Below are 14,124 nucleotides of genomic sequence, written 5' to 3'. Positions count from 1 at the left end.
GCGGTCCTCGGGCCGGAGTCCGCGACGGAGTCAGAAGCGGTCCTCGGGCCGGAGTCCGCGACGGAGTCAGAAGCGGTCCTCGGGCCGGAGTCCGCGACGGAGTCAGAAGCGGTCCTCGGGCCGGAGTCCGCGGCGGTGTCCAGGCCGGTTGCCATGGGGTCGGGTTCCCTTCGAGACGTTCGGGCGGTGCGGCCCGCAGCCGCCGTCCCCTGCGCGGCGGCTGCGGGCCCACGGGCGGTCAGACCCGGACGCCGCCGTTCAGCGCGGCCAGCGGCAGGTCGGACAGGCCCAGCTCGCCGGCCCGGTCCATGAGCTGCTGGAGCCGGACGTCCTGGGGGCCGCCGCCCGACTTCATGAGCCGCATCAGCAGCGCGGACACCGTCAGGTTCTGCACGTCGGAGGTGGACACCTGGCCGAGGATGCGGCCGAGGTCGTCGGTGAAGCTCGACGACCCGTCCAGCCAGGGCTTCGCCAGCGCCTGGGCCGTCGCGGAGTTCTCCACGAACCCGTCGACGCTCTTGCCCAGCGCGATCGAGTTCACCAGCCGGTCGAAGAAGACGGACTCCCCGCCGACGATGTCGATGTCGGCGTGCTCCAGACCGGTGGCCAGCACCGTGGCCTGTGCCTCGGCGACCTGCCGCTGCGCGTCGAGACCGGCCAGCCGGATCTCCTTCTCCGCCTGGAGCCGCAGCCGGTACTCCTCGTGACCGCGCGAGGCGTCGTCGAGGGCCGCCATCGCGGCCGCCTTCTCGGTCAGGCCCGCCGCCTCGGCCTTGAGCTTCTCGCCGATCGCGGTGGCTTCCGCGAGCGCCTTGGCCCGCGCGCCCTCGGCCTCGGCCCGCAGCAGCGCCTCGGTGCCCTCCGCCTCCGCCTGCATCCGCGCCCCGGTGGCCACGGCCTGGGCCCGCCCGGCCTTCTCGACGACCTCGGCCTCCTTGTCGCGGACCTGCACCTCGGCGAGGCCGGCCGCGGCCGTCTCCGCCTGGACGCCCTCCGCGAGCCGCAGCTTGGCGCGGGCGTCGAGATCGGCGGACTTCAGCCGGGCCTCCGCGAGCGTCAGCTGCTCGGCCGACCGGTGCCGGGCCGCCACCTCCGCGGCCTCGGCCGCCTTGATGTCCTTGACCAGCTTCTCCTGGGCCTCCGCCTCGGCCGCGATGATCACCGACTGGCGGGTCCGCTCGGCCTCCTCGACCACCCGCAGCTTCTTGATCGCCTCCTCCTGCTCGGCGACCGTACGGTCCACGGCGATCCGCTCCCGCACCACGTCCGCGACCTCGCGGCGCTCCGCCTCGACCTCCTTGTCCTTGGCGATGGCCGACAGCGCGGTCTCCCGCTCCCGGGCGATGACCTCCAGCAGACGGTCCTTCTCGATCCGCTCGTTCTCGACGGCGATGACCCGCTCGCGGTTCTTCATCGCGACGGCGATCTCCCGGGCCTGGTTCTCCCGCTGGACGCCGAGCTGCTCCTCGGTCCGCAGGAACGCGCCCTGCGCGCCGAGGCGTTCCTCCTCCTGCACCTTCGCGGTGGCGGCCTCCTCGCGCGCCCGCAGCGTCTCGACCTCGCGCCGCTGCTTGATCTCCGCCTCGGCCTGCCGGCGCTCCAGCTCCAGGATGGTCTCCCGGGCGTCGACGTTCTGCCGGGTGATCTCCTTCTCCTCGGTGCGCTGGAACTCGTTGGTCCGCACGTGTTCGACCGTCGTCAGCTCGGTGATCTTGCGGATGCCCTGGGCGTCCAGGATGTTCGCCGCGTCGAGCTGCGACATCGGCGTCTGCTCCAGGAAGTCGATCGCCGCGTCGTCGAGGTGGTAGCCGTTCAGGTCGGTGCCGATGACCTGGATGATCCGGTCCCGGAACTCCTCGCGCTTGGTGTAGAGGTCGACGAAGTCGAGCTGCTTGCCGACCGTCTTGAGCGCCTCGGAGAACTTGGCCGCGAAGAAGTCCTGGATGGCCGCCGGGTCGCTGGCGGTCTGGGTGCCGATCGCCTGCGCGACCTTGATGACGTCCTCGACGGTCTTGTTGACGCGGACGAAGAAGCTGATGTGGATGTCGGCCCGGATGTTGTCCTGGCAGATCAGACCCTCGCGGCCGGTGCGGCGGATCTCGATCGTCTTCACCGAGATGTCCATGTACTCGGCCTTGTGCAGCACGGGCAGCACCACGGCGCCGGTGAAGGTGACGTCCACCTTCTTCGTCTTGGAGATGATCAGCGCCCGGCCCTGCTCCACCTTGCGGAACAGCGTGCTGATCATGAACAGCGACGCGACCGCGACGAGGAGGACAACGGCGACGAGCACGGCGAGGCCCACAGTGATGGCATCCATGGCATACGTCCTTGAGGCGTAAGAGAAAGAGGTGAAGCGTGAGGCGTGAGATGGTCGGCGGGGCCGGGGCGCGCAGGCCTCAGGTCCGGTCGCCCCGCGGGTCGAGCGCCGCGTCGTACGGCGCGACCCAGAAGAACTCGCCGACGTCGTCGTAGGCGTACAGCAGGCCGGTGCTGCCGCTGCCCAGCGGGTCGGTGCCGGTCTGGCGGACCTGGACCAGCGCGGTCGAGCCGTCCGTGGCCGCGACCTCCGCCTGACCGAAGCGGGCGTCCACCCGCCCGGTGCGGATGGTGCAGGTCAGTCCGACGAAGTCCAGCCGGGACGGCGCGCGTTCGTCGGGCATGAGCCGGTGCAGCGGGCGCACCAGGAGGCGGGTGAGCCACCGGGCGAGCAGCACGGCGCCGACGAGCACCGCCACCCCGCCCAGCACCCGCGGCACGCCCGGCGGCACGAGCGGCTCCAGCAGAACGGCGGCGCACAGGCTGAGGAACCAGGCGAACGCCGTCAGCAGCGAGAAGGCCACCGTCACCGGCACCCCGCCCAGCCCCCAGCCGTCGAAGTGCGCGTGGGCGTGCGCGTCAAAACCGTGCGTCTCGGCCGCGCCGAACGCGACCAGGAGCCAGAAGAGGACCACCACGACCAGGGCGGACGTGAACAGCAGCGTCGGAAAGCCGGTGACGGCCGTCAGAAACGCCTGCATGTCCCCTCCCTCGCTCCGCCCGCCGCGGCGACCCCCCGCCGCGGCTCCCCACCGGGTACGGACGCCGGACACCTTGCCGGTGTCCGGCACCGAAACCGTCCGTGGTGCTCCCCTGCGACCATGGTGCAACTCCATGAACGCTCCGCGCATTGCCGGTCTCCGGCAATGTTCACTAGGGTCTTGCTGCCGGTCGGCGTCAGGGACACGTCACCGAGGCGTCAAGAAGGCGGGGGGCAGGGTGTCGGAACGGGAGATGTCCGAGCAGTATCTGGTCGGGTACACCCAACTCCTGGCGGATGTCGCGGCATCCGGCCGCCGGCTGACCCGCGACGAGATCGAGGCGCGGCGTGCCCTCGGCGAACGGGCCGCCGAGTCCGGCCACGGACTGCGTGCCCTGGTCGGCGCCCATCTGGCCGCCACCCGCGCCGCCTGGCCCGGCACCCCCCGCACGGCCGAGAGCACCCTCGCCGCCGTGCACCAGGCCGTCGACGCCTTCGCCGAGGGCTACGAACGCGCCCAGCGCCTGGCCGTACGCCAGGAGGAGGCCGCCCGCCGGGAGTTCATCGACGACCTGCTGCACGGGCGCAGCAACCTGGGGCGGCTCGCCGAACGCGCCGAACGCTTCGGCCTGCTCCTGTCCCACACGCACGCCGTCGCGGTCGCCCAGGGACCGGCCGCCTACGACGAGGGCGCCCCGGCCGCGCGCCAGGTGGAGCAGGCGCTCGTCGGCCGCTTCGGCGACCGCAGCGTCCTGTTCACCACGAAGGACGGCCGGCTGCTGTGCGTCGCGCCGGGCGACCAGGACGAGGTGCTCACCTACTTCGCCCGGCAGGCGCACGCGGCGACGGACGGCGGGCGGATCGCGATCGGCCGCGCCCAGCCCGGCCCCGGCGGCATCAGACAGTCCTACGAGGAGGCGCTCAACAGCCTCGAACTGGCCGAGCGCCTCCAGCTCGACGGGCCCGTCCTGCGCGCCGCCGACCTGCTGGTCTACCCGGTCCTCACCCGCGACCGGCAGGCCATGGCCGACCTCGTCCTGAACGCGCTCGGGCCGCTCACCGCCGCCCGCGGCGGCGCGCAGCCCCTGCTCGACACCCTCACCGTCTACTTCGATTGCGGCTGCGTCGCCGCGGAGGCCGCACGGCGGCTGTCGCTGAGCGTGCGCGCCCTGACGTACCGTCTGGAACGCATCCACCAGCTCACCGGTGCCGATCCGGCCTCCCCGGCGCACCGTTACATGCTCCAGACCGCGGTCATCGGCGCCCGGCTGCTGGACTGGCCGGCCACCGCCCTGTGAGCCGGTCCGGCCCGGTCAGCGGTAGTCGGGGTTGGCGTAGTCGAGGCGGCAGCCCGCGTCCCACTCGGAGCGCTGGTTGCCGTGCGCGGGGATGCCCCCGGCCCGCTTGAGCAGCGCCGCCACATGCATCAGGTTCCAGGTCATGAAGGCGGTGTTGCGGTTGGTGAAGTCGTTCTCCGGGCCGCCCGAACCCGGGTCGAGGTACGACGGTCCCGGTCCGGCCGCGCCGATCCAGCCCGCGTCCGCCTGCGGCGGGACCGTGTAGCCGAGGTGCTGGAGGCTGTAGAGGACGTTCATCGCGCAGTGCTTCACGCCGTCCTCGTTGCCGGTGATCAGACAGCCGCCTACACGTCCGTAATAGGCGTACTGGCCCTGCTCGTTGAGCAGGCTGGAGCAGGCGTAGAGGCGCTCGATCACGCGTTTGGTCACCGAGCTGTTGTCGCCGAGCCAGATCGGTCCGGCCAGCACCAGGATGTCCGCGGCCATCACCCGCTCGTAGAGCGCCGGCCAGGCGTCGACGGCCGCGCCGTACTCGGTCATGTCGGGGTACACACCGGTCGCGATGTCGTGGTCGACGGCCCGGATCACGTCCGTGGCGACCCCGCGCGCGTCCATGATCGCGCGGCTTCTGTCGATCAGCCCCTGGGTGTGGCTCTGCTGCGGCGACGGCTTGAGGGTGCAGTTGACGAACAGGGCGGTCAGGTCGTCGAAGCGGTACGCGTCGTCGGCGGGGGCGGCCGGGGACGGTGACGCTGCCATGGCAGGGCTCCTCAGGGGGGACGGAGGCGGTGGCCCGGCGGCCGGGCCGGGCTCAGCAGCAGCGTCTCGCGCGAAGGCGCCGTTCGTCGGCTCGACGCACCGGCACACGGAGCCTGTTCCCGGCGCGGACCGCGGTGGCCCCCGGCCGGCGCCACGGCGGCGGAAGTGTCCCGGGCCAGGTCTTAGAGCTCCGAACAAAAGTGGGGTCCGATCAGCGGGCGGTGTCCGGTGCGTGCGATCGCAAGGCGCCGGAAGGTCCTTGTAGCGGAGCTACCAGGGCCTTTCGGCAACGCCGCGAGCGCGCGTGCCGGGCGCCGCCCGCCGGGCCCCACTTTTGTTCGGAGCTCTTACCGGCCGGTGACGTGCCCGGCGTGGCGCTGGAGCGGCGTGGACCCGGGACCTAGCGTGCAGGTCATGCGTGTACTGGTCACCGGCGGTGCCGGGTTCATCGGGTCCCATGTCGTCGAGGCGCTGGCGGAGCACGGCCACGAGGCCGTCGTGTTCGACGTGCGCGCGGAACCGGGCGCCGACGTCCGCGACGCGGCGGCGGTCCTGCGCGCCCTGTCCGGCGTGGACGCCGTGTGCCACCAGGCGGCGATGGTCGGACTGGGCAAGGGTTTCGCCGACGCGGCGGAGTACGTCTCCCGCAACGACCTCGGTACGGCGGTGCTGCTCACGGCGATGGCCGAGGCGGGCGTGCGACGGCTCGTCCTGGCCGGGTCGATGGTGGTGTACGGCGAGGGGCGGTACGGGTGCGGGCGGCACGGGGTGGTGCGGCCGGGGCCGCGGGCCGTAGCCGACCTGGAGGCCGGCCGGTTCGAGCCGCGGTGCCCGCACTGCGGCGAGGAGCTGACGCCGGGACTGGTCGGCGAGGACGCCCCGGCGGACCCGCGGAACGTGTACGCGACCACCAAGCTCGCCCAGGAGCATCTGGCCGCCGCCTGGGCCCGCGCGACCGGTGGTTCGGCCGTGTCGCTGCGCTACCACAACGTGTACGGACCCCGGATGCCCCGCGACACCCCGTACGCCGGTGTCGCCTCCTTCTTCCGCTCCGCGCTCGCCCGCGGCGAGGCCCCCCGGGTCTTCGAGGACGGCGCGCAGCGCCGGGACTTCGTGCACGTACGGGATGTGGCGGCGGCCAACGTGGCCGCTCTCACGGCCGCCCCCCGGGAGGGGACACTGACCGCGTACAACACCGGCAGCGGCGAGCCGCACACCGTCGGCGAGATGGCGCGCACGCTCAGCGCGGCCTGCGGCGGTCCCGAGCCCGTCGTCACGGGGGAGTACCGGCTCGGCGACGTACGCCACATCACCGCGGACTCCACCCGGCTGCGGGACGAACTGGGCTGGAAGGCCGGGACCGGGTTCCAGGAGGGAATGCGGGAATTCGCCCGGGCCCGGCTGCGCGGGGACGCCGGATAGGTGTCGGCCGACCGTTCCGGCGGCCGGGGACGCCGGATGAAAGGCCCGGCCCCGGCCGCCCGGACCGGCCCGTGCGGGCCCGCTCAGACCGGGGCCGTCGGCAGGATCACCTCGAAGCGGCAGCCGCCGGGGATGTTGCGTACGGCGGCCCGTCCCTGGTGGGCCTCCACGATGCCGCGGACGATGGCGAGGCCGAGGCCCGCTCCGGCCGGGGGTGTGCGCGCGTGCGTGCCGCGCCAGCCGGTGTCGAAGACCCGCGGCAGATCCTCCTCGGGGATGCCGCCGCAGCCGTCCGTGACCGACAGCACCACGCCCTCGGGCGACCGCTCGGCCGTCACCGCGACCGTGCCGTCGGCCGGTGTCCGGCGGATCGCGTTGACCAGCAGGTTCCCCAGGACCCGGCTCATCTCCTTGCCGTCCACCTCCACCGGCACCGGTTCGATACGGCCGCCGACGAGCCGTACGCCGTGCTCGCGGGCGAGCGGGTCGACGCCCGTGAGGGCGTCGCCGACCAGGTCGTACAGCGACATCCGGGACGTGGTCAGGGCGAGGGCGCCGGCGTGGATGCGGGACAGCTCGAACAGGTCGCCCACCATGTCGTTGAGCCGCTCGACCTCGGTGCGGATCTGGCGCAGATAGCGGACCGGGTCGGCGGCGACCCCGTCCTCAAGGGCCTCGGACATCGCTCGCAGGCCCGCGAGCGGGGTGCGCAGGTCGTGAGAGATCCAGGCGACGAGTTCCCGGCGGGAGGACTCCAGGGCCCGTTCGCGGTCGCGGGACTCGGCGAGCTTCGCGCTGGTCGCCGCCAGTTCGCTGCTCAGCGCCTCCAGTTCGGCGGTGGCAGGGCCGACGGGTGCGGCGAATTCGCCGCCGTCGCCGAAGGAGCGGGCGGCGAGCGTGAGCGCCCGGCTGCGGGCGACCACCCAGCGGCCCAGCAGCAGAGCGGCCGCCAGCGACACGACGGCCGCCATCGCGACGACCGTCGTCACGACGCTCAGGTCGTGCGTGGACAGGAACATCGCCCGGGCCACGGCCAGCGTCCCGGCGAGCATCGCGGTCACCGCCACGGCGACGACGACGGCGAGCGACGCGGTCAGCGACCGCCGTCGGATCAGCCACAGCACGGCCGCGCCCAGCACACCGGCGACGGCGGCGCCGAGGAAGGCGAACAGGGCGATGAGGAGTGTGTCGCGCACGGATCACACCTCTCCGGCCGTCGTACCGGGCCCGGACGCGGACGCGGATCCGCCCCCGGGCGACGCAGGCGCAGAACCGACCCCGGGCGGCGCAGGCGCGGGTTCGGACGCGGAAGCGGTCACCGCTCCCGGCTCGGCCCCGGCCCCGGTCCCTGTTCCGGACCGGGCGCCGGATCCCGCGCCGGTCCGGGCCTGCGTCCCGTCCCCGGCCCCCTCGAAGCGATACCCGACCCCCCACACCGTCTGGATCAGCCGGGGCCTGGCCGGGTCGTCCTCGATCTTGCCGCGCAGTCGGCGGACATGGACCGTGACGGTCGACAGATCGCCGAAGTCCCAGCCCCAGACCTCGCGCATCAGGTCCTCGCGGCCGAACGCCCGGCCGGGATGGCGCAGGAAGAAAGCGAGAAGGTCGAACTCGCGCAGGGTGAGGGGGAGTTCGGTGCCGTTCTTGGTGGCACGGCGGGCGGCCGGGTCCGCGGTCAGACCGGCCGCGCTCAGCGGGCGCTCCCCGGTGCCCGGCCCTCCGGTTCCGGCGAACCGGGTGCGGCGCAGCACCGACTCCACCCGCAGCACCAGTTCCCGGGGGCTGAAGGGCTTGGTGACGTAGTCGTCCGCACCCACCTCCAGCCCCAGGATCCGGTCGTCCTCGTCCCCGCGCGCGGTGAGCATGATGACCGGCACCGGGCCGCGCTCCCGGATCCTGCGGCAGACCTCCAGGCCGTCGATGCCGGGCAGCATCAGGTCCAGCACCACCAGGTCCGGCCGGTGCGCCGCGGCGCGGGCCAGCGCGGCCGGCCCGTCCCCGGCTCGGTCCACGGCGTACCCGGCCCGGTCGAGGTAGCCGGAGACGACCTCGGCCACGGTGGGATCGTCGTCGACGACCAGGACCCGGGCGGCCCCGGTCCGCGTCGGCCCGTACGGCTGTTGCTCCATACGGCCAGCCTCGCACCGCGCGGCCGCCCGTGCCGTACGCCGCCCGCGACGTCCGTGTTTCGTAAGGAACCGACGCCCGATTTGCGGCTTTGGCGTCCGTAGGGTGAAGAGCGTGACGACCTCTCCCACACCACCGGACGTCGACGTGGTGCTCCCCTGCCTGAACGAGGCCGGGGCCCTGCCCTGGGTGCTGGAACGCATCCCTCCCGGCTGGCGTGCCCTCGTCGTGGACAACGGTTCCACGGACGGTTCGGCCGAGCTCGCCCGCAGCCTCGGCGCGACCGTCGTGCACGAGCCGCGCCGCGGGTTCGGCGCCGCCTGCCACGCCGGGCTGACCGCGGCCACCGCGGACGTCGTGTGCTTCTGCGACTGCGACGCCTCGCTCGACCCGTCGCTGCTCGTCCCCTTCGTCCGCGAGGTACGGTCCGGCGAGGCCGACCTGGTGCTCGGGCGGCGCCGCCCGCAGGGCCGGGGCAGCTGGCCCGCACACGCCCGCGCCGGCAATCTCGCGCTGTCCCGGATGCTGCGCCGCCGCACCGGCCTGTGCCTGCACGACCTCGGCCCACTGCGGGCCGCGCGCCGCGCCTCGCTGCTGGAGCTCATGCTCACCGACCGCCGCAGTGGGTACCCGTTGCAGATGGTGGTCCGGGCCGCCGACGCCGGCTGGCGGGTCACCGAGCACGACGTGCCCTACCTGCCGCGCACCGGCGCCTCGAAGGTGACCGGGACCTGGCGCGGGACCTGGCAGGCGGTACGGGACATGCGCCGCGTACTGGCCGAGGCGCCGCTGCCGCGCCCGGACGGCCCCTCGGCAGCGGGCCGCGACACCCCCGGCCCGCTTTCCTCGCACCAAGGAGGAACCCCCCAGTGACCACCCTTCTCGTCATCGCCAAGGAACCGCTGCCGGGGCGGGTGAAGACACGGCTGACCCCGCCGTTCACCCCTCAGGAGGCCGCCCGGCTCGCCGAGGCCGCCCTCGTGGACACCCTGCGTACCGTGGCGGCGGCCCCCGCGCGGCGCCGTGTGCTGGTCCTGGAGGGTCGGCCGGGCCCCTGGCTGCCGCCCGGCTTCGACGTCGTACCGCAGTGCGCGGGCGGCCTCGACGAACGGCTGGCCGCCGCGTTCGCCGGATGCACCGGCCCGGCCCTGCTGATCGGCATGGACACCCCGCAGGTGACACCCGGGCTGCTGACCGTGGACTTCACCGGCCACGACGCCTGGTTCGGCCCCGCCGAGGACGGCGGTTTCTGGGCCCTGGGCCTGACCCGGCCCGACCCGGCGCTGCTGCGCGGGGTGCCGATGTCACAGCCGACGACGGGCGCCGTCCAGCGCCGCCGACTGGTCGCCGCGGGACTGCGGGTGGGCGAGCTGCCCCGGCTGCGGGACGTGGACACCGTCCACGACGCCGAGGCCGTCGCCGGGGCGGCGCCCCACAGCCGCTTCGCCGCGGAACTGGGCCGGCTGCGGGCGGTCGCCGGCCGATGAGCACCTCCCGCGAGTTCGCCCCGCCGACGCACACCGGGACGGCCCGGCCGGGCCGCCGGCCGCGCGCCCTCCTCGACGACGTACCGCCCTCCTGGTCCGCCACCGCCTACGCCGACGCCCTGGACGCCGGTCACGGCCCCCTCTTCCTGCGCCGCACCGACGGCTGGCTGCTGCCCCTGGAGGTGGAGCGCTGGTGCGCGGCCGCGGACGCCGCCGACCTGGCCGTCCTGGAACGCTGCGAGGGCATCGTCCTGGACGTCGGCTGCGGGCCCGGCCGACTGGTCGCCGCCCTCGGCGCGCGCGGACTGCCCGCGCTCGGCATCGACGTCAGCGAGGCCGCCGTCGCCCACACCGTTCGCCTCGGCGGGCGGGCCCTGTGCCGTTCCGTGTTCGACCCGCTCCCCGACGAGGGCCGCTGGGGCACCGCCCTGCTGCTGGACGGCAACGTCGGCATCGGCGGCGACCCCGCGGCCCTCCTCGACCGCCTGGCCCGCCTGGTCGCCCCCGGCGGTCTGCTGATCGCGGAGACGGTGCCGGTGGACGTCGACGAACGCGCCCATGTCCGGATCGTCCACCTCGCCGGCGCCCAGGGCGGCGCAGGCACCCCGTTCCCCTGGGCCCGCCTGGGCACCCCGGCCCTGGTCCGGTACGCGGAGCCGGCGGGCTGGCGCGTCGAGGCTCAGTGGGCCACCGGCGGCCGCTGTTTCGTCGCCCTGCGCAGCCGCCGGACGAACAGCAGCGCCGAGCCGCCGAACAGTACGGCCGTGACGAGCAGCCAGCGCGCCGCGAAACCGTCCGCGGAGCGCCCGGTGGCGGACAGGTAGCGTTCTGCCACCCGGCCGCTGATCAGCGGGAACCACACGAGCAGCAGCAGCCCGGACAGGACGGCGGGCACCCGGACGTACATCACGTGTGCGCGACGGCGGTCCGCCGGCCCGATCAGGGCGCGGTCCACCGCCGAGTACAGCGGCAGCAGCACCAGGTCGTGCAGCAGCGCCAGGCCGACGAACCACAGCACCACCTGCCACCAGGTGTCACCGCCGGCGAGCAGCCGCACACCGGCGTACCCGGCCAGGGCGAACGAGCAGACGAGCAGCAGCAGTTGCAGGGGGCTGCCGAGCGTGAACCGGTCGGGCAGCAGCGAGCGCGGGATCATCAGAGGTCTCCGAACGTCATCCGGGCCACCCATTTGGTGTTCAGGACACCGGGAGCCGCGGGCACGATGACCCGCGCCGGGTAGCCGTGGTCGGGTGTCAGGTCCTCCCCGTTGACGAACAGGGCGAGGAGGGAGAGCGGGTCGCCCACCTGGTTGGCGCGCAGGGCGGACCGGCGGAAGGCGCCGTGCCGCTGGAGCGACTCCACCAGGACGTCCGTCGGATCGTCGTGCCCGACCAGCGCGGCGAGATCGCGCAGCCGCACGCCCCGCCACCACTGGTTCGACGTCGACCACCCCTCGACGCACGCGATCGGCAGCGCCGAGCTGTGCAGGGGCAGCCGCAGCAGGTCGTCGCGGCTCAGCCGGATCTGGCCGGTGCGGCTCGTGACGACCAGCCGCCAGGCGTCGGCGCCGGTCTCGCGCGGGTCGATGCCCGCGTACGCGGCCGTCTTGTTGATCTGGAAGCCGCCGGGACCGCTGCCCGGTTCCCCGCCGCCGTGCGGGGCGAGCAGCGCGGTCTCGCGCAGCGGCCCGTCGAGGCTCTGCCCGGCAGTCGTGACGAGCAGCAGCGCCGACCCGCCGCCGACGAGGGTGAGGGCGCCGCGCCGGGACACGGTGGGCTCGGCGGGATCCGGCGTGACCAGCTCGTCGCCCTCCTCGACGCCCGTGCCGCCCTCCGCCGTCGCCTCGGGTTCGCCGGCCCGCATCCGGCGCAGGTTGCGCACCGCCGCGGGCGTCTTCAGCACGGCGTGCGCGACGAACGCGGCGAAGAACACCCAGGCCCCGTAGAAGTGCAACGGGTAGAAGGAGCCGGGGAAGATGTAGTCGAGCTGGATGTTGAGCACGCCCGTCGTGAACTCGAAGAGCCCGCCGCCGACCAGCAGGAGCAGCGAGAGGCGCTCCAGCGCGTGCGCGACGGACCGAGCGGGCGGCAGGGCGAACAGCCGGGGCACGACCGACCACAGCTTCGCCAGCAGTACGGGCACGAGCGTGACCCCCAGCGTGACGTGCACGCCCTGGGTGAGCCGGTACAGCCAGACCGGGCCGGCCGGCCAGGAGAAGAGGTAGAAGCCGAGCAGCCCCTTGTCCGGGGTCGTGTCGTTCACCGGCGACAGGTCCGGGTTGTACGCGGCGTACGACAGCAGCCCGGTCACGAACATCAGCGTGATCCCGCCGAGCAGGACGACACCGAGCACGGACGTGAACCAGGGGCCGCGCACAGGGCTGCGCCAGAATCCGGGCGACGAGGGGAACCGTTGGTCGGTCATGTCCCGACCGTAGGCCGGGACATGACGCCGGAAGGGGTCGCGACTCATGACGAAACGCTGACGTCCCGGCCCGGTGTGACCCCCCGTGCGGCCTTTCGGCCTAGCGTTCCCGGCGTGATCCCCGTTCGCCTCCGTGACCTCGGCGCCGCCCTGGCCGCCGCCCTCCTCGTCCTGGTGGCCGTGCTGGTCGGCCGCCACATCCAGAACGCCCACCACACCCTGTTCGTGCACTGGCCGCCGGTGTTCGCCGAGTGGGACCCGCACGTCGGGCCGGGTACCCCGGCCGCGCTCGCGGTCGCGGCGGCCGTGGTGGCGTACGGGCCGGTCGCCGCCGTCCGGCTGCGCTGGCGGCCCCTGCTCGCCACCGCCTGGGGCACGGCGCTGGCCTGGACCTGGTCGCTCGCCCTGGTCGACGGCTGGCAGCGGGGTGTCGCCGGCCGGCTCACCACCCGCAACGAGTACCTGCGGGTCATCGACCGCTTCCAGGACATCCCGGCCGCCCTGCGCGGTTTCGACGGCCACATCCTCAGCGGCGATCCCTCGCCCTGGCCGGCGCACATCGCCGGACATCCGCCGGGCGCCACGCTGACCTTTGTGCTGCTCGACCGGATCGGCCTGGCCGGCGGGGGCTGGGCGGGGGCCTGGTGCATCACCGTGGGCACCACGGCGTGCGTGGCGGTACTGATCGCGGTGCGACTGCTGGCCGACGAGGACCTCGCCCGGCGGGCGGCGCCGTTCGTGGTGCTGGCCCCGGCCGCGGTGTGGGTGGGTGTCTCGGCCGACGGCTACTTCGCGGCGGTCGCCGCCTGGGCGGTGGCCCTGCTCGCGCTCGCGGCGACCGGACACCGGACCCGGGCCGCGGCGTTCGGTTCCGGCCTGCTGTTCGGCCTGACCTGCTATCTCTCGTACGGGCTCGTGCTGTTCGCGCTGATCGGGGCGGGTGCGCTGGTGGCGGCGGGCGACCTGCTCCGGCCCGGGGGCCGGGGCCGGCCCGGGGCCCGGTACCGGCCGTGGCTCGGGGCGCTCCCGTTCCTGCTCGTCGGTCTCGCCGTCGCCCCGGTCGTGTTCACCCTCGCGGGCTTCGACTGGTGGGAGGCCTACCACCTGCTGATCAGGCGCTACCACGAAGGCGTCGGCGGCATCCGGCCCTACGGCTACTGGGTGTGGGCGAACCTCGCCTGCACCGTCCTCGTCGTCGGCCTCGCGAGCGCGGCGGGGCTGAACCGGGCCGGCACGGCACTCGTGCGGCACCATCGGTTCCGGCCCGCACCGGACCGCGCGGCCGCCGCCGAGGCCCGCCTCGCCGTGCTCGCCCTGACCGCCGTGCTGGCCCTGCTCCTCGCCGACCTGTCCGGGATGAGCAAGGCGGAGACGGAACGCATCTGGCTCCCGTTCGCGCTGTGGATCCTGCCGGGCTGCGCCCTGCTGCCGCATCCCCGCGCCTGGCTCACCGCGCAGGCCGCCCTCGCCCTGCTCCTCAACCACCTGCTGCTGACGGGCTGGTGACGGCCTGTGGCCCGGTCGGGAAAAACGGCTCGGGCCCGCACCGGACGAGGTGCGGACCCGAGCCGAACAGTACGTGTACGCG

Annotated in this window: 12 protein-coding genes and 1 pseudogene; 6 read left to right on the top strand and 7 right to left on the bottom strand. The window is 74.1% G+C overall.

Annotated elements, in window-relative coordinates:
* Nucleotides 1–238 precede the first annotated feature (238 nt).
* Nucleotides 239–2,320, bottom strand: coding sequence for a flotillin family protein (locus ACWC24_RS03725; RefSeq protein WP_450661199.1), 2,082 nt, complete (start codon nucleotides 2,318–2,320; stop codon nucleotides 239–241).
* A 79-nt stretch (nucleotides 2,321–2,399) separates the two neighbouring features.
* A complete protein-coding gene (locus ACWC24_RS03720) occupies nucleotides 2,400–3,020 on the bottom strand; it encodes a hypothetical protein (RefSeq protein WP_450661198.1) in 621 nt (206 codons plus the stop codon).
* Between the two features lie 253 nt (nucleotides 3,021–3,273).
* On the opposite strand from ACWC24_RS03720, the gene ACWC24_RS03715 reads away from it, so the two are divergent.
* Nucleotides 3,274–4,317, top strand: coding sequence for a PucR family transcriptional regulator (locus tag ACWC24_RS03715; protein ID WP_450661197.1), 1,044 nt, complete (start codon nucleotides 3,274–3,276; stop codon nucleotides 4,315–4,317).
* A 15-nt stretch (nucleotides 4,318–4,332) separates the two neighbouring features.
* Here the strand turns inward: ACWC24_RS03715 and ACWC24_RS03710 are convergent, their stop codons facing one another.
* A complete protein-coding gene (locus ACWC24_RS03710) occupies nucleotides 4,333–5,076 on the bottom strand; it encodes a flavodoxin family protein (RefSeq protein WP_450661196.1) in 744 nt (247 codons plus the stop codon).
* A 414-nt stretch (nucleotides 5,077–5,490) separates the two neighbouring features.
* Here ACWC24_RS03710 and ACWC24_RS03705 point away from each other — a divergent pair, with 414 nt between their 5' ends.
* A complete protein-coding gene (locus ACWC24_RS03705; protein ID WP_450661195.1) occupies nucleotides 5,491–6,498 on the top strand; it encodes an NAD-dependent epimerase/dehydratase family protein in 1,008 nt (335 codons plus the stop codon).
* An 83-nt stretch (nucleotides 6,499–6,581) separates the two neighbouring features.
* Here ACWC24_RS03705 and ACWC24_RS03700 read toward each other — a convergent pair whose 3' ends face one another.
* Both ACWC24_RS03700 and ACWC24_RS03695 read right to left on the bottom strand, forming a co-directional pair.
* Nucleotides 6,582–7,694, bottom strand: coding sequence for a sensor histidine kinase (locus ACWC24_RS03700; protein WP_450661194.1), 1,113 nt, complete (start codon nucleotides 7,692–7,694; stop codon nucleotides 6,582–6,584).
* Nucleotides 7,695–7,697: 3 nt separating this feature from the next.
* Entirely contained in the window at nucleotides 7,698–8,627 is a 930-nt protein-coding gene (locus ACWC24_RS03695; protein ID WP_450661193.1) for a response regulator, read from the bottom strand.
* Nucleotides 8,628–8,730: 103 nt separating this feature from the next.
* On the opposite strand from ACWC24_RS03695, the gene ACWC24_RS03690 reads away from it, so the two are divergent.
* The 3 genes and pseudogenes from ACWC24_RS03690 to ACWC24_RS03680 all read left to right on the top strand — a co-directional run.
* Nucleotides 8,731–9,498, top strand: coding sequence for a glycosyltransferase family 2 protein (locus ACWC24_RS03690; protein ID WP_450661192.1), 768 nt, complete (start codon nucleotides 8,731–8,733; stop codon nucleotides 9,496–9,498).
* Nucleotides 9,495–10,112, top strand: coding sequence for a TIGR04282 family arsenosugar biosynthesis glycosyltransferase (locus tag ACWC24_RS03685; RefSeq protein ID WP_450661191.1), 618 nt, complete (start codon nucleotides 9,495–9,497; stop codon nucleotides 10,110–10,112). The genes ACWC24_RS03690 and ACWC24_RS03685 overlap by 4 nt, the downstream gene beginning before the upstream one ends.
* Nucleotides 10,109–10,606 (top strand): annotated as a pseudogene (locus ACWC24_RS03680) (class I SAM-dependent methyltransferase); the annotation flags it as partial. The gene ACWC24_RS03685 and the pseudogene ACWC24_RS03680, both read left to right, overlap by 4 nt.
* 185 nt (nucleotides 10,607–10,791) lie before the next feature.
* Here ACWC24_RS03680 and ACWC24_RS03675 read toward each other — a convergent pair.
* A complete protein-coding gene (locus ACWC24_RS03675) occupies nucleotides 10,792–11,268 on the bottom strand; it encodes a hypothetical protein (RefSeq protein ID WP_450661190.1) in 477 nt (158 codons plus the stop codon).
* Entirely contained in the window at nucleotides 11,268–12,536 is a 1,269-nt protein-coding gene (locus ACWC24_RS03670; RefSeq protein ID WP_450661189.1) for a molybdopterin-dependent oxidoreductase, read from the bottom strand. The genes ACWC24_RS03675 and ACWC24_RS03670 overlap by 1 nt, the downstream gene beginning before the upstream one ends.
* A gap of 21 nt (nucleotides 12,537–12,557) precedes the next feature.
* Between ACWC24_RS03670 and ACWC24_RS03665 the strand changes: the two genes are divergently transcribed.
* The gene (locus ACWC24_RS03665; protein ID WP_450661188.1) at nucleotides 12,558–14,042 is read left to right on the top strand and encodes a hypothetical protein; all 1,485 of its coding nucleotides are present in this window, start codon (nucleotides 12,558–12,560) and stop codon (nucleotides 14,040–14,042) included.
* The last annotated feature ends 82 nt before the right edge of the window (nucleotides 14,043–14,124 follow it).

The organism is Streptomyces sp. NPDC001443, from assembly GCF_053597355.1.
This window is presented reverse-complemented; position numbering and strand designations above follow the sequence as displayed.

Bases quoted from the DNA above. Each gene is read 5' to 3' on its own strand.
- ACWC24_RS03725 (WP_450661199.1), bottom strand. From the start codon at position 2,320: ATGGATGCCATCACTGTGGGCCTCGCCGTGCTCGTCGCCGTTGTCCTC.
- ACWC24_RS03720 (WP_450661198.1), bottom strand. From the start codon at position 3,020: ATGCAGGCGTTTCTGACGGCCGTCACCGGCTTTCCGACGCTGCTGTTC.
- ACWC24_RS03715 (WP_450661197.1), top strand. From the start codon at position 3,274: ATGTCCGAGCAGTATCTGGTCGGGTACACCCAACTCCTGGCGGATGTC.
- ACWC24_RS03710 (WP_450661196.1), bottom strand. From the start codon at position 5,076: ATGGCAGCGTCACCGTCCCCGGCCGCCCCCGCCGACGACGCGTACCGC.
- ACWC24_RS03705 (WP_450661195.1), top strand. From the start codon at position 5,491: ATGCGTGTACTGGTCACCGGCGGTGCCGGGTTCATCGGGTCCCATGTC.
- ACWC24_RS03695 (WP_450661193.1), bottom strand. From the start codon at position 8,627: ATGGAGCAACAGCCGTACGGGCCGACGCGGACCGGGGCCGCCCGGGTC.
- ACWC24_RS03675 (WP_450661190.1), bottom strand. From the start codon at position 11,268: ATGATCCCGCGCTCGCTGCTGCCCGACCGGTTCACGCTCGGCAGCCCC.
- ACWC24_RS03670 (WP_450661189.1), bottom strand. From the start codon at position 12,536: ATGACCGACCAACGGTTCCCCTCGTCGCCCGGATTCTGGCGCAGCCCT.
- ACWC24_RS03665 (WP_450661188.1), top strand. From the start codon at position 12,558: ATGACGCCGGAAGGGGTCGCGACTCATGACGAAACGCTGACGTCCCGG.